Genomic DNA, 18,798 nt, shown 5'->3' with positions numbered 1-18,798 from the left:
TATATGAAGATTGTGTAATTGAGAGGAATTAGAAGAATGACTTTTAACGATAAAAATTATGATTATTTAATTGTTGGAGCAGGGCCTTATGGTTCAATCTTTGCTCATGAAGCAGCTAAGCGCGGTAAGCGTTCGCTCATTATTGAAAAGCGTTCGCATATTGGTGGAAATATGTATACTCACAGTGAGCACGGAATTACGGTTCACGACTTTGGAGCACATATTTTCCATACAGATAATAAAGAAGTTTGGGATTATATTCGTCAATTTGCAGAATTTAATGGTTTTCAAAATCAAGTTGTAGCTAATTATAATGGATCACTATACAACCTTCCTTTTAATATGAATACATTTTATGAAATGTGGGGAACCAAAACTCCTGCTGAAGCCAAAGCTAAAATTGATGCACAAAAGGCAGAAGCTGTTGCAGCTATGAACGGAAAAGCGCCTCGCAACTTAGAAGAACAAGCTATTTCATTAATTGGAACTGAAATTTATGAGAAGTTGATCAAGGGTTATACGGAAAAGCAATGGGGCCGCAAAGCGACGGAATTGCCTGCTTTCATTATTAAGCGCTTGCCAGTTCGCTTCATTTACGATAATAATTACTTTAATCATCGTTACCAAGGAATCCCAGTTGGTGGTTACACTCAAATCTTTGACCGATTAATTATGGATAATGATTTAATCGATGTACAGGTTGATACTGATTTCTTTGCACATCGTGATGAATATATAGCTGAATTTCCTCGCATCGTCTACACTGGAATGATTGATCAATTCTTCGATTATAAGTATGGAGAATTGGAATATAGGTCCCTACGTTTTGAAAGTGAAACACTTGATAGTGATAACTATCAAGGAAATGCTGTTATTAATTATACAGATGCTGAAACTCCATACACGCGAGTTATGGAGTGGCGTCATTTTGATGGCTTGGCTGATGAAGGTAAGACGGTTATTACACGCGAATATCCTCAAGCATGGGATCGTAGTAAAGAAGCCTATTATCCCGTTAATGATGAAAAAAATACTAACATGTATAAACAATATGCGAAAGAAGCACGTGAACACGAAGCTAAAGTTCTCTTTGGTGGTCGTTTAGGTCAATATCGTTATTTCGATATGGATCAAGTTATTAATGCAGCTTTCAATGATTTGCGTCGTGAATTTAAGCTTGAAGCTGAGTTTAATTTTGCTCATGATGAGACTAAATAACAATTAAATATAAATGAACTGAAACTATTTAAACCTAAAATTATGAGTTTTGTTTCATTTTTTAAAGTCCTGAATTTTAAAATTAATTCAGGACTTTTATTTTTAATTTTATAAAAGAAATTTGATTGATCATTTGAATTAGGGATTAATTTATATAAAGGTTAAATTAATTGTGATTTTGAAAAAGAAAGTAAATGAGAGGTTATTTTGTCGTAATTGATGGGATAAATCGTTAATTTTTAGTATAATGAAACCAGCGTCCATGAAAAAACGTGTAGGCAATGCAGTGCTGGCAAGGGTCAGGCTTAGTGTCCATGATGGTCGAAGAAAGGTTAGAAGATGATTAATAATTGGGAAAAGTTTTTACGGCCATATGAACAAGCCGTAGCGGAACTTAAAGTTAAATTTAAAGCATTACGGGAAGAATATATTATTAAGGGCGCAGAAACACCGATTGAATTTGTGACAGGTCGGGTAAAAAGTGTTGATGCAATCCAAGAAAAACTAGTTCGTCGGCATGTCGACGAGGAACGTCTTGAACAAGATATGCAGGACCTAGCCGGAATTCGAATCATGACTCAATTTACCAATGATATTTATACGGTGGTTGATTTAATTCGTGATAGAAATGATATGGTGGTATTGGAAGAACGTGACTATGTCACTAATTCTAAGCCTTCAGGTTATCGCTCATATCATATTGTGGTGGAGTATCCACTAGAAACCATTGATGGTGAACGTAAAATTTTAGTTGAAATTCAGATTCGAACGATGCAAATGAATGTTTGGGCAACAATTGAACATGCAATTAATTATAAATATGAAGGTGAATACCCTGAAGATATGGAGGGTAAGTTACGTGAAGTCGCAGAATTAACTTTCAAGGTTGATGAATTGTTCCAAGAGATGCACCAAGAAATTAGTGATTCACAACAGGCATTAAGAAATCATACGAAAAGAGAAACATTAAGCGATGAGAATTTCGATCTATCAGAATAAAAGTGCTCGCTCGCAAAAGGTAAGTGATAATCTTAAAATCTTATTGTCAGAACATAAGCATCGTTTTACATTTGATGAGATTAATCCTGAAGTAGTGATTAGTATCGGGGGCGATGGAACTTTATTATCAGCATTTCAAAAATATTTAGATCAAATTGATCAAGTTCGTTTTGTGGGTGTTCATACGGGTCATCTTGGATTTTATGCAGATTGGCAAGAATTTGAATTGGACGAATTAGTTGATTCTTTACTGCAATTACAACCGCAAACCATTAAATATCCATTATTAGAATCGATTGTTCAATATTCAGATGGTTCGCAAAAACGAGTTCTTTCAATGAATGAAGCGGCCTTAAAACAGATTTCGGGTACTTTAGCGGCCGATGTTTTAATTGATGGTGAATTGTTTGAACGTTTTCGTGGTGATGGTTTAACGGCTGCCACACCAACGGGATCAACAGCTTATAATAAAGCAATTGGTGGAGCTGTTATGAATCCTAGTTTAGCTAGTATTCAATTATCCGAAATTGCTTCAATTAATAATCAGGTATTTAGGACACTTGGTTCTCCTTTGGTCGTGGGGCCAAAAGAAGTAATTCGAGTTGTACCGTTGAAAGCTGATAATGAAATAATTTTAAGTCATGATCATTTAAACGAAACAACTGACCAAATTGCATGGGTTGAATTTAGAGTTGCCCATGAACAAGTTTCATTTGCTAGTTATAGACATACACCTTTTTGGCGTAGAGTAAGAAATAGTTTTATTGGGGATGAGGTAGTAGATTAATGGCAACGTTTAGCTGGGTTAAATTAGATGAAGGCAGTATCAAAATTAAGAATTTTTTGGCTGAACGCGGAGTTTCTCATCGAATGTTTAGTATTATTAAACGTGGTGGCGGTCGCATTCTTTTAAATGGTCGACCAGTTAAAACGGTGGACTTAGTTAAAATGGATCAAAGGGTGACGGTTATTATGCCGCCGGAAGTTAGTAATGATTTATTGCCTTTTTCAAATCAATCAATTGAAATATTATTTGAAGATGATAATTATTTAGTTGTAAATAAAGAAGCGGGCGTTACATCTGTACCAGGCAAGGCTGATCGTGAGAATACGATGGTTAATCGTGTTAAAGGACATTTACAACGTGAAAATGCGGCCGACTTAGTACCACATGTGGTTACTAGATTAGATCGATTCACGTCTGGTGTGGCCTTATTGGCAAAACATCGTTTCGCACATGGATTATTAGATAAGGATTTAAAAAGTCATTCGGTTGATAAACGTTACTTAGCATTGGTGGATGGTGACTTGGATCAGGACTACGGTATGATTGATGCACCAATTGGTCGAATGGATGATGATTTTATACGACGTGAGGTTCGATCAGATGGTAGAGCATCTCAAACAGAATATTGGGTCTTAAAGCGATTTGGTAATCAAACCTTAGTCCGTGTTCAATTACATACTGGAAGAACCCATCAAATTCGTGTTCATTTTAAATCGATTGGTCATCCTCTTGTAGGAGATGAAATTTACGGAGGCCCATTAGATCGAGGGGCAACTCGTCAAATGTTACATGCTTATTGGATTCAATGGTTTGATCCTTTTGCCCAAATTGATCGCCATTTTACGGCCCCAGTACCAGAAGATATGAAAAAAGTCATGGATGGTTTTTTACCAGAACTCATTGATGATTAATTAATGTGAGGGGATTAATCAATGGTTAATGATGAATTACGAAGTGAAATTATCCCAATTTATAAACGGATTGTAAGGGATCTTAAACATGGAGCACAAGATGATTTTAAATTGTGTTTTTTTGATTTGCATAATTATGATCAAGCTCAAATCTATCAAGCTTTACCACCTCAATTGCGGCATCAATTAATCGAATGGATTGATCCAATGGAATTGGCAGATGTTTTTGACCTGATCGAACCAGAAGTGGTCGAAGAGGATCAATTATTGTCAGAAATGACGCCACGGTATGCTGCGGATGTCTTGAACGAAATGTATGTCGATAATGCGGTGGATGTTTTGGATGAAATGCCTGAAGCACAACAGGAGCATTATTTGAAGCAGCTATCTGATACAGATGCAAAAGAAATTCGAAATTTGTTAGGATATGCGGACCAAACGGCAGGGTCTTTGATGACTCCTGAATACGTTGGCATCAGTTCTCAAGCATCGATTGGTGAAGCGTTAAGCTTAGTGAAGCAATTTGCTGAAGAATCAGAACAAATTTCTTATATTTATGTTGTTGAGCAAGAAAAATTGATCGGAGTAATTTCTTTACGAAGTCTGATTGTTCATCCAGATCACGAAAAAGTCCAAGATGTTATGACTCAATCATTGGTGACAGTTCAACCAGGTGATGATCAAGAAATTGTGGCTCGTTTAATGGCAGATTATGACTTAGTGGCGATTCCCGTAGTTAATGAACAAAACAAGATGTTGGGGATCATTATGATCGATGATATTTTGGATGTTATTGAAGCTGAAAGTGCAGAGGATTATGAGCGCTTTGCGGGAGTTCATAATTTAGATCTAGAGGAATCACCTTTTCAATCCATTTTTAAACGATTACCATGGTTAATTGTTTTGGTGTTTTTGGGACTTGGGACAGCCTCTATTATTAATCACTATGACCAATTAGTGCAACAAATGTCAGTCTTAGCCGTTTTTATTAGTTTAATTACTGGAACTGCAGGAAATGCAGGAACACAAGCCTTGGCTGTTTCAATTCGTCGAATTACCCTAAAAGAAAAAAAGGGTACTTTGATCATGTTTTTAACTGAATTATTAATTGGATTATCGATCGGTCTGATTACCGGCGGTACGATTTTATTAGTGGTTTGGATTTGGAAGGCTAATTTTTTATTAGGTCTAGCCGTTGGTTTGGCTATGGCTGGGGCGATTACGGTGGCAAATTTAGCTGGAGCCTTTGTACCTTTGTTGATGGAAAGTTTAAAAATTGACCCTGCGGTAGCTTCAGGACCATTTATTTCTACTTTGAGTGACCTAACCTCAGTTATTATTTATTTTAATATTGCAAGTTGGATTTTGAATGTTTGGGTTTGAAAATAACTGATCGATAAAAAAGGATGAAGAGAGGTCAAAAGAGAGCATGCATGGTTTAGATAGATTAAATAAATTTCAAATTATCCTTTTGGGAGTTTTAAGTGCGTTTGCTGTGTTTTCAATGGATTTTTATCTGCCAGGATTACCAGCTTTGCAAAAAGATTTACATACGACCGCATCATTAGCACAAATGACGATTACTACCTCGTTAGTGGGGTTAGGAGTGGGTCAATTATTTATTGGGCCTTGGTCTGATCGAATTGGACGTCGAGTACCATTACTCGTAGGAACTTTAGTATTTGGGATTACTTCACTATTAATGATCGATATTAATAATATTTGGTTTATGATTGTTCTACGATTTTTTCAAGGATTATCTGGATCGGTAGGAATTGTCTTATCTTTAGCCATTATTACAGATTGTTTTGATGGAAAAGAATTAACCAAAAATATTGCCATTAATCAAGCGATTAATGGGGTTTTTCCAGTTTTAGCACCGATTATAGGTGGATTAGTTGTAATGGCTGCTGATTGGCAGATGACCTTTGTAATTATGGCAGTTATGGGCTTTTGTTTATGGATTGGGGTTAAATGGGGATTGCCTGAAACTAGAAAACCAAAAGAAAATATTAGTCAAGTAGGTGGTAATACAGTTAACTATAAAGAATTAATACATGATAAAAATTTTACACTGTACTTATTGATACAAGCTTTAATGATGGCGTCTTTGTTTGCATATATTGCGGGTTCATCATTTGTGTTAGAAAATATTTTTCAGCTAAGCATTCCGATGTTTGGAGTAGTTTATGCAATTAATGGGATAGGAATTACCATTGCCACTTCCTTTGCAGGCTTTTTTGCACGAAAATATGGGGAACATTTAATTCTTGGTGGATTTATTATTTATGGTATTTTTGGTGGTTTATTATTAGCTGGTAGTTTATTTTTTGCTAATGATTTATGGTTAATTTTAATTGCTTTCTTTATCATCACATCGGCAATTGGCGGGGTGCAAGGAATGGCAACGGCTTTGGCTATGCGTGGCAAACAAGCCCAAGCAGGTAGTGCCTCTGCACTCTTGGGGATGGCTCGCTATGCTATTGGGGGATTAATGTCACCTCTAGTCGGGGTTTTCGGAACAGACTCATATGTGGCGTTAGCTATTTTGATTTGCTTAGTTCAGTGGGGGGCGTTTATTTTATATTTACGGGTCCCTCGGTTAAAAATGTAATCACTTTGCAATGAGCAATCTAGAAACAATATGATATAATTTAGTCAGGAATAATTCTATGTAGATTTGAGCAAGTAGAGATGTTATGTTTGGTGAAAATAACACAGTCTGATAGAAGTTGCTACCTAATTAATGTTTATGAAAATAAACCGGATCCCTTCGTTAAAAGGATTAGAGTGGTAATGTAGGCAGATTGTCTCATTGCAACTAAGGTGGTACCGCGTGTTAGTCGTCCTTAGTTTGTAGTGAGGCGGTCTGCCTTTTAAAATCTAGTTAGGTTTACATAACATTAATTATTAAATTATAGGTGAGGAAAGAGTAAACATGAAAGAATTATCATCAGCAGAAGTTCGATCAATGTTCTTACGTTTTTTTGAAAGTAAAGGACACAGTATTGAACCATCACAACCGTTAATCCCAAAGGATGATCCTACGCTTCTATGGATTAATTCAGGGGTTGCAACACTTAAAAAATATTTTGATGGATCAGTTATTCCAGATAACCACCGAATTACGAATGCTCAAAAGTCTATTCGAACTAATGATATTGAAAATGTTGGACATACAGCCCGTCACCATACATTGTTTGAAATGATGGGTAATTTTTCTATTGGTGATTACTTTAAACCAGAAGTGATTCCTTGGGCATGGGAGTTGTTAACTAGTCCGGAATGGTTTGATTTTGATGCTGAAAAATTATACGTAACCGTTTATCCTAATGATACCGAAGCTAAAAATATTTGGCTTGAAAAAGTTGGTATTGCATCAGATCATCTTTATGAAGAACCAGATAATTTCTGGGACATTGGTGAAGGACCTTCTGGTCCGGATACTGAGATTTTCTATGACCGTGGTGCAGAATTTGATGCAGCAGAGCCTGCTGAAAATTATCCTGGTGGTGAAAATGAACGTTATTTAGAAATTTGGAATATCGTCTTTTCGCAATATAATCATTTGCCAGGCTTAACTAATAATGCCGATTATCCAGAGTTGCCACATAAAAATATTGATACTGGTATGGGACTTGAACGAGTTGTTTCAATTTTCCAACATGCAGAGACTAATTTTGAAACTGATTTGTTCTTACCATTGATTCAAATGACTGAAAAATTAGCACCACAATATAAATATGGAAATGATGCAGAAAAAGACATTTCGTTCAAGGTGATTGCTGACCATGCTAGAGCCGTAACCTTTGCGATTGGAGATGGCGCTTTGCCATCTAATGAGGGTCGTGGCTACATTATTCGTCGTTTGTTGAGACGTGCTGTTTTACATGGACGTAAGTTAGGGATTAACACTAATTTCTTAAGTCAATTAGTACCAGTTGTGGGTGAGATTATGAAGTCTTACTACCCAGAAGTATTATCTAACTCAGAATATATTGCTTCTATTGTTGATGCAGAAGAGGTACGTTTTGGTAAGACCTTAGCCGATGGATTATCTTTGTTGGATGAAGTCATTGAATCATCTAAAGCAGATAATGGGATTATAAGCGGTGCTGTAGCCTTTAAGTTGTATGATACTTATGGATTCCCATTCGAACTAACAGAAGAATCAGCGCTAGATGCTGGTTTGAAAGTTGATCGAGACGGATTTGATCAAGCGATGCAAGCTCAAAAAGATCGAGCACGTGCTGCGCGAAGCAATCAAGCTTCAATGGGTGTTCAAAATGAACTTTTGACTAATTTAAAAACTACTTCAAAATATGTTGGTTGGTCAGAAGAACAAGTTGACCAAGCAGTCTTGGAAGACTTGATTCAAGACGATCACTTAGTTGAAGCAATTGATCAAGGTCAAGTTCAAGCAATCTTTGATTTAACCCCTTTCTATGCTGAAATGGGAGGTCAAGTTGCTGATCGTGGAACTATCACTAATATGGCTGGTGAAGTTGTAGCGACTGTTTCAGACGTACAAACTGCTCCAAATGGACAACATCTGCATACTTTAGAAGTTACTGGACCATTGCAAACTGGTGCTAAATATCAGTTACAAGTAGATCATGCTTATCATGTAGCCGTTTCAAAGAATCATACTGCTACACATATGTTGGACCAAGCATTACGTAATTTGCTAGGTGAACATGCAACTCAGGCTGGATCATTGGTAACGGCTGATGAATTACGTTATGATTTCACTTATAATGGGGCTGTTTCAAATGAAAAGTTACAGGAAATTGAAGATCTAATTAACCAAAAGATTTTGGAAAATTTGCCTATTTCTTGGGTTGAAACTGATATAGAGTCAGCTAAAAAGTTAGGTGCTGTAGCTGTATTTACTGAAAAGTATGGTGATTTGGTCCGAGTTGTTTCAATTGGTGATTTTAATGCTGAATTTGATGGAGGAACTCATGCAAATTCAACGGCAGAGTTAGGTATGTTTAAGATTATCAGTGAATCTGGAACAGGTGCTGGAATTCGACGGATTGTAGCTGTAACTGGTCAAGGTGTAATGAATTACGTGAAAGAACATGATGCTATTTTGCAACAAGCTGCAGCTCAAGTTAAGGCACCAACTTTCAATGAGCTAAATGATAAGATTTCGGCCTTACAAAATGGTTTGAAGGAAGCACAACGTCAAGTTAATTCATTGGAGAAACGTTTAGCTAATCAAGCGGCTGAAAATGCTTTTAGTGCAGTTAAAAACATTGGTAAATGGACAATTATTACAACTGAAATGGAAGTTGAATCTATGGATGTGTTGCGTGAGACGGCGGATAGTTGGAAACAAAGCACACCGTCTGATGTCTTGATTTTGGCAGCTAATCTTGGAGAGAAAGTTAATTTGTTAGTTGCAGTCGCACCTGATGCAGTTAAGCAAGGAATTAAAGCCGGTGATTTGATTAAGGCAATTGCCCCATCTATTGGTGGTGGCGGTGGCGGACGTCCTGACATGGCTCAGGCTGGTGGTAAGAATCCAGCTGGAATTCCTGATGCGTTTACTGAAGCAGAAAACTGGCTGACAAATAAATAATTTAGTGTACAATTACATTAAATGATATTAATGGTTAGTGATTGTTTTTAGAAGGGAGGCCCTCGATGGTTGTAAATGATAAAACAACAGTATTTGAATTTAATGAACCTAAGAAATTAGATATTCAACAAACGTTGGAGATTGTATATTCAGCGTTGGAAGAAAAGGGTTATAATCCAATTAATCAGATCGTGGGATATATCACTTCGGGTGATCCGGCTTATATTCCCCGTAATCATGACGCTCGTAATTTAATTCGTCGCTATGAACGGGATGAAATTATTGAAGTTTTGGTGAAGGAATATTTAAATAAATGAGTATATTTGGATTAGATGTTGGTTCTAAAACAGTTGGAGTTGCAGTTTCCGATCCAATGGGTTGGACGGCGCAAGGACTTGAAATTATTCGAATTAATGAAGATGAAGAAGAATTCGGAATTGAGCGGATGAAGGAATTAGTTTTAAAGCATAAGCCAACTGGATTTTTATTGGGTTTGCCTAAAAATATGAATAACAGTATAGGGCCACGGGCAGAAGCAGCTCAAGCATATGGAAAGTTATTGGAAGATACTTTTCATTTACCAATTGATTTTCAAGATGAACGTTTAACAACTGTCGAGGCAGAACGGATGTTAATTGAAGAAGCCGATACATCACGAGTTAAGCGAAAACAAGTTATTGATAAACTTGCTGCATCTTTAATTTTGCAAAATTACCTTGACCGAAAAGGACCGCTTGTAAATGTGAGTGGGACTAAAATGACTTTTGATTAGCAGCTTAAGCTTCTATATAAATGGAGGAAAGATAATGAACGAAGAACAAGATGTGATTACTTTAATTGATGAAAACGGTAATGAAGAATTATTTGATATTCTTTTTGCCTTTGATGAAACTGAAAAGTACAATAAGCGTTATATTTATGTGATTTCAGCTGGAACTGAAGATGAGGATGAAGTTGATATCCAAGCATTTAGTTCTGATATTGCTGATACAGAAGTGACTGCTGAAGGAACTTTAGATCAAATTGAAGATGAAGAAGAGTGGGCTATGGTTGAAGATCGTTTGAATCAATGGCTTGAAGAGAATGAGGATGAGGAATAAAAATGAACGACGACAACCAAGTTTTCATTTTTGAAGATGCCTCTGGTGAATTTGAGTTTCACGAACTTTTTCGTTTTACGGAAAGTACTAACTTTAATAAAACATATATCGTTTTATATTATGGTGATGTGAATAACTTAGATGGTGAAGCTGAAATTCAAGCATATGTTTATGCACCTGATAAAGATCAAACCGCTAATGAGGATGCTTTGTTACCAATTGAGTCTGAAGAAGAGTGGGATATGGTTACTGAAATGATCAATACTTTCTTTGAAGATCCACAAATTAATAATTAATATAAAAGCTCAATGCTGAACGTGGAAAGATTTAATTATCTCTCTGTTACCTTCAATATTGGGCTTTTTTTGTAACAATATAAATCAAAATATTTCTATAAAATATCTAAAAAATAAGTTGACTATATACTATATGTCGTATACTATTAAATCAAGGTCATACTATATGAAGTATAATAAAGAAAGGAAGTCGATATGAATATTAAAGTACCTACTGTGATCCTTGATGGAACAGTTTTGGCTTTATTAGATGAACAAGATCTATATGGCTATGCAATTACCAAGCAAGTACAGCAATATCTAAATGTTAGTGAATCAACAATGTATCCAGTTTTGCGTCGCTTACAAAAAGATCAAATGTTAACGACTTATGATGAACCTTTTGAAGGACGAAATCGACGTTATTACCAAATCACAAAGACTGGTAAAGAAAGTTTACAAAATATTAAGGAAACTTGGCGTGATTTTAGTAGCGCTGTTGACACATTATTACTATCAACAGAAAACGGAGGTGGAACGGATGCATAGTGAAATTGAAGAATATTTAGCAACTTTTGATCGTTATCTAGCACCAATGCCAGATGGAGAACGTAGTGATACGTATCGATATTATGAAGAATTATTTCTAGATTCTGGTATGACAATTGATGAAATTTATAAAGAATTTAGTAGTCCAAAAAATTTAGCGCGTCAAATTAATGCAAATTATGCGATGGGGTGGATGGAAAATGACGAAGATACTGAAGAATCTCGTCCCAGAAATCGACGTAATCAAAAAGAACAGAAAAACCCTTGGAATGCAGCTTGGTTAATCTTGTTGGGGGTATTGGCTTCACCAATTTTGATTCCAGTGGCATTAGTTCTGATTTTTGCTTTTGTAGCTGTAATCATTACTGTGATTGGTATTATATTTGCCTTAGCTGGATTGTTAATTGGAGCTGCTATTGCGGGTGGCTTTATGATTTCCGCTGGTTTTGGTGTAATGTCACAAGGTTTAATGATGGCTTTGATTTTAATTGGAGCAGGAATTGCCGCATTGGGATTAGTTGTGATCAGTATTCCAGTAGTTATTTGGATTGTTTATGGAATCGGTTGGATCGGTTATCGTATTATTAAATGGATTGCAGGTATGACTTTGAAGCGCCGTCCTGAATTAAATCGGAAAGGAGCGTAAAAATGCATAAAAAATTACGAACAGTCCTTATTGTTGGTCTTATTGCTACGGTTATTGGAGTTATCATAGGATTTATCGGTTGGTATGGTAATCATCAAAAGTTAGATAATGTGAACTATAATCATGGTTTTAAAATTGTAAAATATCAAAAAAGAAGTGATTATCAAATTAATGATTTTAAAAAGCTTAATTTACAAGTTCAAGGCGCAGATGTTGAAATTAAACGTGGGAATAAATTTAAATTAGAGACAAAATTACCTGATCAACAAAAATTAACGGTTGATCAAAATAATGATAAAATGTCAATTATTTCAAGCCGTTTTGAGTTTGCGGGGATAGGATTTAACCACGAAAATTCTTATATTACTTTAACTGTGCCAAAAGATTATCCATTAAGTGAATTAAAGGTTATGATGAGTGATGGCGCTTTAACAATCAATCACTTAAAGGTTGATGAAAAAGTTCAAATTCAAAATGAAAATGCTGGAATTATTTTGAACAACGTTAACTTTAATCAAAGCACAGTGACGAATAGTGATGGTGGAATCCGGTTAATAGATGGCGAATTTAATAATATTGATTTGCGCAATGATGAAGGAGCGCTTCGGACCGTTAATACGAAATTTACGGGAGAAAATAAAATTTGGGTTCGCGATTCATCAATCGTCCTTTCTAAGTTAAATGATAATTTACAAACTCAATTGGAAGTCGAAAATGGGGATTTAACCATTGATTACGATAATGCTATTACTCAAAAAGAACATCATGGAGATGATGTTCTTGAGAAGAGCACAATTGGTAATGATGAAAATAATAAATTAACGGTTCATAATGTTTACGGATCAATTCGCGTGGCTAAGGATGAAGTTCGAGAATATTCGGATAATTATTAATATGATTGAACTTTTCAATTATTCAAAAAGGCTGGGATGATTTTACCCAGCCTTTTTTTGTGTGATAAAAATTTAAAGATAGTGATATCAACGTAAATAATTATATTAATTCTTTTTATTTGGATAAGGTTAGTCTTATAGGGTTAAATAATTTATTTTAAATTTAAGCGTAAATGACACATTTTTAAAATGTTGGATTCTTTTTGGATATAGGGGGCTGAGAGTTTATGATTAGATATTTCATACAACGCTATCGAATGTATTTTGGACTTGGTGTAATTATTCTTATATCCCTTTTAGGAATGCTTTATTTCTATGATCAGCGTGATATTTCTAAAAATGCTCCGTTTCAGATAAAAGAGGATAATAGTTCAGTAAAATTAAAAACGATGAACCCTTCAAATGGGGCGCATCATGAAAAACAATGGGTTGTTGATGTTAAAGGTGCAGTATATCATCCGGGGGTTTATTATTTTAAACAGCCTCCACTGGTTCAAACAGTTTTAGATCGTGCAGGGGGATGTAATGGAAAGGTTGATCAGAGGCGCATTAATCTAGCTGCAAAAGTGCAAGATGGTCAAGTTATTTATGTCCCTGAAGGTCAAGAAGCTATACCATCAGAATATCCTTTACCGGGAATGGATCAGATGAAGGTAAATGATAATAATGAATCAACACCGGATAAAATTGATTTGAATCATGCAGGTATATCCGACCTAGAACAAATACCGGGCATAGGTCCAAAACGCGCAGCTGAAATTATAGCCTATCGGGATAAAAAATAAGGATTTAAAAATTTAAAGGAACTGCAAGAAATTTCAGGAATTGGTGAAAAAACATACATGAAATTATCAGAACGACTTTACATTTGAAGCAGACCGGGTATTGGTTTAATTTGAGCTTAATTATTATTTGTTTGCATGGAATGTTTTTTTGGCAGCATTGGTCATTATTAATTCCTGAAATTTGGTGTATTTTTATTTTAATTCGGCAACATCGAAATTGTTTTGATTGGCTTTTAGCAATTTTGATCTGTATCATAATATGTTTTATTGGTGGATGGCAAAGGCATAAATTGGAAAATAGAATTGAATTGAATAAAAAACAAGTAACAATTCAAATTCATCCAAATAAAATTCAACAGACGGAATATGGTTGGCGTGGTTTCGGTGAATTAAATGGTCGAAGCATTATCGTTGCTTGGCAACAAAAAGATTTGGATTATTCGAAGTTAACCCCACAAAATCAGGATAAAATTTCAATAACAGGTTCTGGAAAATTGCTTAAGGCACAAACTAAAAGAAATCAATTTGGTTTTGATTATGCACAGTACTTAAAACAGAGAAATATTAATTATGTTTTTAATTTTACAAAAATAAAACTGATTCAAAGAACAAAATTAACAGGGATATCATGGCTGGTTAATCAAATCGAAAAATTACATTTATATTTAGTATGCTGGTTTGAAAAACTACCATCATCGCTTAGAGATTACAGCGAAACATTATTGTTAGGATATACTCGGAAAAACTTTTTTGATGATAACCCTGGGATTCAGAAATTGGGGTTAGTTCATTTATTTAGTATTTCGGGTTTTCAAGTGATGCTTTTTTACCAGTTATGGCGAAAGGTTGGGCGTAATTTAAGAGTTCCACTTGAATTTAATTTACTGGGGCTACAATTTGGTCTTATTTTCGTATGGATATTTGCGGGAGGTGTACTTTCTTTAATTCGGCCTATCTTATTAGCTAGTTTGCATTTGTGGTCAGAGGTACATCTAATTAAGTTAGCTCCAATTGATGCTTGGGGCATCACAGCTATTTTGGGCTTATTGTTTGAACCTGGAATATTACAGACGATGGGGGGACAATTGTCTTATTTATTAGCTTTGGGGTTAATTATTTTCCAGGATAAACCAGCATGGAAACAAAGCATTTGTTTGGGAGTACTTATTATTCCAATAATTATAACTTATACACATCAATGGCACCCCGTTGCGTTATTAGTAAATATATTAGCTGTGCCTTTATTTACATGGGTTATTATTCCATTAATTTTAATCGGGGTTGGTGCTTTTTGCTTTCAGCAGATGGAGTTAGCTAATTTTTGTGACTATATCATTTATATTTTTAAAATAGGGATCAAATTAGGAGATACCTTACCAGGTATGTTAAATTTTCCAGCTATTCATGATATTTGGTTGATAATTATTTTAACGATCACAATAATCGCTTTAGTAGAATATAAAGTGAAATGGATTCTAATTTTATTGGTAATCTATTTTATTAGTTGGGGCTATGTTTTCGTCAACCCATGTGGCCGAGTAATATTTTTTGATGTTGGTCAGGGGGATGCGACTTTAATTATAGAACCATTTTTAAAATCTACTACATTAGTAGACGTGGGAGGTAAGTTTAATTGGAAAAATTCAAAGCAAAATTATCAGGCTAAGGAATTAGCAGTTAATTTGTGGGCTCATGGAATTACTCAAGTTGATCAAGTAGTTTTGACACATCAAGATTATGATCATATTGGTAATTTATTAGAATTAGCACGTGATATTAAAATTAGACGCATTATTATTCCACAGGGAATGGAAAAAACGAAAGCGTTTAAAAAATTTGTGGCACCTTCAAATATATCAGTTGAAACGATCAAAGCGCCTGCAACATTGCTAAATTCTTTTTATGTTTTACATCCTATGAAATCTGGTAGCGGTAAAAACGAGGATTCTATAGCGTTGTTTAAACAGTGTGGAAGCCTAGGGCTGATTTTAACAGGTGATTTAGATCAAATGGGTGAGTTAAAAATATTAGAACGATACCAACTGCCTTTAAATGGGATATTAAAATTGGGACATCATGGTTCCAATACAAGTACACATTCAAATTGGATTCGTCAATTAAAACCAAGATATGCGTTGATTTCGGCTGGTGTTAATAATCGTTACCATCATCCGCATGAAGAAACCATGAAAAAGTTAGATCAGGAGCCAACTATTGTGTTTAATACGCAAAAAAATGGTATGGTATCATATACATGGTTTAGAAAATGGTTTTGGTGGAGGACGCAGTTAGATGGCAGTTAATTTAAAAACAATTGAAGATGATGTTGCCGCAGGTAAAATTGCACCTGTGTATTTGGTGCAAGGTACTGATCAGTATTTAATGGATCAAGCACATCAAATATTTGTTAATATGATCCCTGAAGACGAGCGATCAATGAATTTCGCAACTTATGATCTTAGAGAACAAAATTTGTCAAATGCGTTGGATGATGCCCGATCAATGCCGTTTTTTGGTGAACGTCGGGTCGTGATAATTGATAATACGTATATCTTAACTGGAGAACAAGTTAAAAATAAGCTGGATCATAATCCTGAGGAATTATTAGATTATTTACAACATCCTGAGCCACAAACCACTTTGGTTTTGATGGCTCCGTATGAAAAGTTGGATCGCAGAAAAAAGATCACTAAATTATTACAAGAACAAAGCGTTCATTTATCTTTTGGTAATTTGTCTGAAAATGATGTTAAAAAAATTGTTGATATTAGATTAAAGGGACAAGGATTTACGATTACAGCAGGGGCGTTACAACGGTTATTTCAAATAACTAATTTAAATTTATCGCAAATTATGCAAGAGCTACAAAAAGTAACTTTGTATGCGATACCTGAAAAAGAAATTAGTGAAAAAATGATTCAGGCAACGGCAACTAAAACATTAAATGATAGTGTTTTTGATTTGATTGATCTAATCATCAATTTTAAAGTTAATCAGGCAGTTTTGTTATATCATCAACTAATTTTAAATGGAGAAGAGCCATTGCGATTGCAAGGGGCGATGACAAGTCACTTCCGACTACTTTTACAAGTTAAAGCTTCTACTATGAGTGAACAAGGTACAGCTAAGGCTTTGGGGATCCATCCTTATCGAATTAAATTAGCTCGAAAAACGGTTCAAAATTTTCAATATCAACAACTGGCGAAAACATATTTACAATTAGTTCATATGGAGCAACAAATTAAGACCACACAGCGAGATCCAGAATTGTTATTTGAACTATTTATGTTAAAAGTCGGACATAGTAATAATTAATTCTTTCTAATGAAAAGTTTGCTATTTATGACACGATAAGATACAATAATTAAGTGCAATTTAGCACACGACCTTATTCTCCGTTTTCCCGGATCACCGTCGGATTACGTAGAATAGGGTGACATTTTATTTATGAAAGGTGGAAAATTCCAATGGCAATTTCTGCAGAAAAAAAGACAGAAATCATGAAGGAGTTCGCACGTCACGAAGGTGATACTGGTTCAGTTGAAGTACAAGTTGCAGTTTTAACTGCTGACATCAACTCATTGAACGGGCATATGTCTGAACACAAGCATGATTTCCATTCACAACGTGGATTGATGAAGAAGATCGGTCGCCGTCGTAATTTGTTACGTTACTTACGTAACAATGACGTATCTCGTTACCGTGACTTAATCGCTAAGCTTGGTTTGCGTCGTTAATTTTTAGCGCGTAAATATAGTAGGACATAAATCATCAAAGGAGAATAGACATGCCAATTATTGAAGGTTCAATTAAGCGTGCTCGTTTGAACAAAGTACAACGCGAGCGTAATATCGCCCAAAGTTCAGCATACCGTACTGAAGTGAAGAAGTTCCGTAAAGCTGTTGAAGCTGGATCTGACAATTTACAAGAATTATATGTAAATGCTTCATCAGCACTTGACCGTGCTGTTTCAAAGGGTTTGATTGCAAAGAACAAGGCTGCTCGTGATAAGTCACGTTTGGCTGCTTTGCTTAAATAATAATTAATGCCAACTAGCTTTTGCTAGTTGGTGTTTTTTATCTAAATTTTATCAAAAAGACTGGAATGAAATTATTCCAGTCTTTTTTTGTATAGCGATAATATAAATTACTCCTTTAAAGTCTAATATTAAAGATTAACGCCAAACTAAAAGATAATAAGGGGTTGACATAATATCATACCGTATATAGTATATAGAGGTGATATATTATACGACATATAGCGTTATTTAAAAAACAATATTAGAGGAGTCTAAAAATGAATATTTTAAATGTTAAAAATGTTTCCAAGATTTATGGTAAAAAGGGTGAAAAGTCATATGAGGCTTTAAAAAATTTAAGTTTCTCGATGGAGAAAGGTGAATTCATCGCTATAATGGGTGCTTCAGGATCAGGAAAGTCAACTCTGTTGAATTCAATATCAACCTTAGATACGCCAACATCTGGTGAAATTGTCATTGATGGTGAATCTATCGCTAATTTATCAGGTCATAAGTTAGCTCAATTCCGTTCACAAAAAATTGGTTTTATTTTTCAAGAGTTTAATTTATTGGAGAATTTAACAGTGGCAGAAAATATTGCATTACCGTTATCTCTACAAGGAACCTCAGCTGGTAAGATTAAGGTAGCGGTTCAACACGTTGCTAAGTTATTACGGATTGAAAATTTGTTATCTAGTTATCCAGAAGAAATTTCTGGAGGACAAAAACAACGAACTGCTGCTGCACGGGCTTTAGTTCATAATCCATCCATTATCTTGGGTGATGAGCCTACTGGGGCTTTAGATTCAAAAAATGCTCATAGTCTTCTAGATACGATGCAAGAAATGAATCAGCAACAGGATGTTTCGATTTTGATGGTGACACATGATGCTATGAGTGCCAGCTACGCCAATCGGGTTCTATTTATTCAAGACGGTCAAGTTTATCAAGAATTAGTTAAGGGTCAAGAAGAATCAAATGAATCATTTTATCAAGATGTTTTAAAGGTTGTCTCACAATTACAATAAGA

Annotated in this window: 20 protein-coding genes; all 20 read left to right on the top strand. The window is 35.1% G+C overall.

The window, feature by feature from the left end:
- Window positions 1–36: 36 nt before the first annotated feature.
- Window positions 37–1,218 (top strand): UDP-galactopyranose mutase, encoded by a 1,182-nt coding sequence (gene glf / locus JC2156_RS06055; RefSeq protein ID WP_006845751.1) that lies wholly within the window; start codon window positions 37–39, stop codon window positions 1,216–1,218.
- Window positions 1,219–1,557: 339 nt separating this feature from the next.
- A complete protein-coding gene (locus JC2156_RS06050) occupies window positions 1,558–2,217 on the top strand; it encodes a GTP pyrophosphokinase (protein WP_006845750.1) in 660 nt (219 codons plus the stop codon).
- Window positions 2,192–3,004: an NAD kinase gene (locus tag JC2156_RS06045; protein ID WP_006845749.1), complete on the top strand. Its 813-nt coding sequence runs from the start codon at window positions 2,192–2,194 to the stop codon at window positions 3,002–3,004. The genes JC2156_RS06050 and JC2156_RS06045 overlap by 26 nt, the downstream gene beginning before the upstream one ends.
- A complete protein-coding gene (locus JC2156_RS06040) occupies window positions 3,004–3,915 on the top strand; it encodes an RluA family pseudouridine synthase (protein ID WP_006845748.1) in 912 nt (303 codons plus the stop codon). Before JC2156_RS06045 ends, JC2156_RS06040 begins: the two co-directional genes overlap by 1 nt.
- A gap of 21 nt (window positions 3,916–3,936) precedes the next feature.
- Window positions 3,937–5,298, top strand: coding sequence for a magnesium transporter (mgtE, locus tag JC2156_RS06035; RefSeq protein WP_006845747.1), 1,362 nt, complete (start codon window positions 3,937–3,939; stop codon window positions 5,296–5,298).
- Window positions 5,299–5,344: 46 nt separating this feature from the next.
- Window positions 5,345–6,529, top strand: coding sequence for a multidrug effflux MFS transporter (locus JC2156_RS06030; protein WP_006845746.1), 1,185 nt, complete (start codon window positions 5,345–5,347; stop codon window positions 6,527–6,529).
- 324 nt (window positions 6,530–6,853) lie between these two features.
- Window positions 6,854–9,502 (top strand): alanine--tRNA ligase, encoded by a 2,649-nt coding sequence (gene alaS, locus JC2156_RS06025; protein ID WP_006845745.1) that lies wholly within the window; start codon window positions 6,854–6,856, stop codon window positions 9,500–9,502.
- A 65-nt stretch (window positions 9,503–9,567) separates the two neighbouring features.
- Entirely contained in the window at window positions 9,568–9,819 is a 252-nt protein-coding gene (locus JC2156_RS06020) for an IreB family regulatory phosphoprotein (RefSeq protein WP_006845744.1), read from the top strand.
- On the top strand, window positions 9,816–10,274 hold the full coding sequence (gene ruvX / locus JC2156_RS06015; protein ID WP_006845743.1) for a Holliday junction resolvase RuvX: 459 nt from the start codon (window positions 9,816–9,818) through the stop codon (window positions 10,272–10,274). Before JC2156_RS06020 ends, ruvX begins: the two co-directional genes overlap by 4 nt.
- 34 nt (window positions 10,275–10,308) lie before the next feature.
- Window positions 10,309–10,602, top strand: a complete 294-nt coding sequence (locus JC2156_RS06010; RefSeq protein ID WP_006845742.1) for a DUF1292 domain-containing protein — start codon at window positions 10,309–10,311, stop codon at window positions 10,600–10,602.
- A 2-nt stretch (window positions 10,603–10,604) separates the two neighbouring features.
- Complete coding sequence (locus JC2156_RS06005; protein ID WP_006845741.1) at window positions 10,605–10,898, top strand: DUF1292 domain-containing protein; 294 nt, start codon at window positions 10,605–10,607, stop codon at window positions 10,896–10,898.
- A gap of 195 nt (window positions 10,899–11,093) precedes the next feature.
- Entirely contained in the window at window positions 11,094–11,426 is a 333-nt protein-coding gene (locus tag JC2156_RS06000) for a PadR family transcriptional regulator (protein WP_006845740.1), read from the top strand.
- Window positions 11,419–12,072 carry a DUF1700 domain-containing protein gene (locus JC2156_RS05995; protein WP_006845739.1) on the top strand — a complete coding sequence of 218 codons (654 nt, stop codon included), beginning with the start codon at window positions 11,419–11,421 and terminating at the stop codon, window positions 12,070–12,072. Before JC2156_RS06000 ends, JC2156_RS05995 begins: the two co-directional genes overlap by 8 nt.
- A gap of 2 nt (window positions 12,073–12,074) precedes the next feature.
- Window positions 12,075–12,965 (top strand): DUF4097 family beta strand repeat-containing protein, encoded by an 891-nt coding sequence (locus JC2156_RS05990; RefSeq protein WP_006845738.1) that lies wholly within the window; start codon window positions 12,075–12,077, stop codon window positions 12,963–12,965.
- Window positions 12,966–13,192: 227 nt separating this feature from the next.
- Window positions 13,193–13,750 (top strand): helix-hairpin-helix domain-containing protein, encoded by a 558-nt coding sequence (locus JC2156_RS05985; protein WP_006845737.1) that lies wholly within the window; start codon window positions 13,193–13,195, stop codon window positions 13,748–13,750.
- A 140-nt stretch (window positions 13,751–13,890) separates the two neighbouring features.
- Window positions 13,891–16,053, top strand: a complete 2,163-nt coding sequence (locus tag JC2156_RS05980) for a DNA internalization-related competence protein ComEC/Rec2 (protein WP_006845736.1) — start codon at window positions 13,891–13,893, stop codon at window positions 16,051–16,053.
- Window positions 16,043–17,065, top strand: coding sequence for a DNA polymerase III subunit delta (holA, locus tag JC2156_RS05975; RefSeq protein WP_006845735.1), 1,023 nt, complete (start codon window positions 16,043–16,045; stop codon window positions 17,063–17,065). Before JC2156_RS05980 ends, holA begins: the two co-directional genes overlap by 11 nt.
- Window positions 17,066–17,217: 152 nt before the next feature.
- The gene (gene rpsO / locus JC2156_RS05970) at window positions 17,218–17,487 is read left to right on the top strand and encodes a 30S ribosomal protein S15 (RefSeq protein ID WP_006845734.1); all 270 of its coding nucleotides are present in this window, start codon (window positions 17,218–17,220) and stop codon (window positions 17,485–17,487) included.
- 50 nt (window positions 17,488–17,537) lie between these two features.
- On the top strand, window positions 17,538–17,789 hold the full coding sequence (gene rpsT / locus JC2156_RS05965) for a 30S ribosomal protein S20 (protein WP_006845733.1): 252 nt from the start codon (window positions 17,538–17,540) through the stop codon (window positions 17,787–17,789).
- 257 nt (window positions 17,790–18,046) lie between these two features.
- Complete coding sequence (locus JC2156_RS05960; protein WP_006845732.1) at window positions 18,047–18,796, top strand: ABC transporter ATP-binding protein; 750 nt, start codon at window positions 18,047–18,049, stop codon at window positions 18,794–18,796.
- The last annotated feature ends 2 nt before the right edge of the window (window positions 18,797–18,798 follow it).

Source organism: Weissella koreensis KCTC 3621 (genome assembly GCF_000277645.1).
The sequence above is the reverse complement of the archived record's forward strand: the minus strand, read 5'-3'. Positions and strand labels throughout refer to the sequence as shown.

Coding starts and splice junctions, on each gene's coding strand:
- JC2156_RS06045 (WP_006845749.1), top strand. CDS start 2,192: ATGAGAATTTCGATCTATCAGAATAAAAGTGCTCGCTCGCAAAAGGTA.
- holA (WP_006845735.1), top strand. CDS start 16,043: ATGGCAGTTAATTTAAAAACAATTGAAGATGATGTTGCCGCAGGTAAA.
- JC2156_RS06010 (WP_006845742.1), top strand. CDS start 10,309: ATGAACGAAGAACAAGATGTGATTACTTTAATTGATGAAAACGGTAAT.
- JC2156_RS06050 (WP_006845750.1), top strand. CDS start 1,558: ATGATTAATAATTGGGAAAAGTTTTTACGGCCATATGAACAAGCCGTA.
- JC2156_RS06040 (WP_006845748.1), top strand. CDS start 3,004: ATGGCAACGTTTAGCTGGGTTAAATTAGATGAAGGCAGTATCAAAATT.
- JC2156_RS06005 (WP_006845741.1), top strand. CDS start 10,605: ATGAACGACGACAACCAAGTTTTCATTTTTGAAGATGCCTCTGGTGAA.
- JC2156_RS06000 (WP_006845740.1), top strand. CDS start 11,094: ATGAATATTAAAGTACCTACTGTGATCCTTGATGGAACAGTTTTGGCT.
- JC2156_RS05985 (WP_006845737.1), top strand. CDS start 13,193: ATGATTAGATATTTCATACAACGCTATCGAATGTATTTTGGACTTGGT.
- mgtE (WP_006845747.1), top strand. CDS start 3,937: ATGGTTAATGATGAATTACGAAGTGAAATTATCCCAATTTATAAACGG.
- JC2156_RS06020 (WP_006845744.1), top strand. CDS start 9,568: ATGGTTGTAAATGATAAAACAACAGTATTTGAATTTAATGAACCTAAG.
- glf (WP_006845751.1), top strand. CDS start 37: ATGACTTTTAACGATAAAAATTATGATTATTTAATTGTTGGAGCAGGG.
- JC2156_RS05960 (WP_006845732.1), top strand. CDS start 18,047: ATGAATATTTTAAATGTTAAAAATGTTTCCAAGATTTATGGTAAAAAG.
- rpsO (WP_006845734.1), top strand. CDS start 17,218: ATGGCAATTTCTGCAGAAAAAAAGACAGAAATCATGAAGGAGTTCGCA.
- JC2156_RS05980 (WP_006845736.1), top strand. CDS start 13,891: ATGTTTTTTTGGCAGCATTGGTCATTATTAATTCCTGAAATTTGGTGT.
- rpsT (WP_006845733.1), top strand. CDS start 17,538: ATGCCAATTATTGAAGGTTCAATTAAGCGTGCTCGTTTGAACAAAGTA.
- JC2156_RS06030 (WP_006845746.1), top strand. CDS start 5,345: ATGCATGGTTTAGATAGATTAAATAAATTTCAAATTATCCTTTTGGGA.
- alaS (WP_006845745.1), top strand. CDS start 6,854: ATGAAAGAATTATCATCAGCAGAAGTTCGATCAATGTTCTTACGTTTT.
- ruvX (WP_006845743.1), top strand. CDS start 9,816: ATGAGTATATTTGGATTAGATGTTGGTTCTAAAACAGTTGGAGTTGCA.
- JC2156_RS05995 (WP_006845739.1), top strand. CDS start 11,419: ATGCATAGTGAAATTGAAGAATATTTAGCAACTTTTGATCGTTATCTA.
- JC2156_RS05990 (WP_006845738.1), top strand. CDS start 12,075: ATGCATAAAAAATTACGAACAGTCCTTATTGTTGGTCTTATTGCTACG.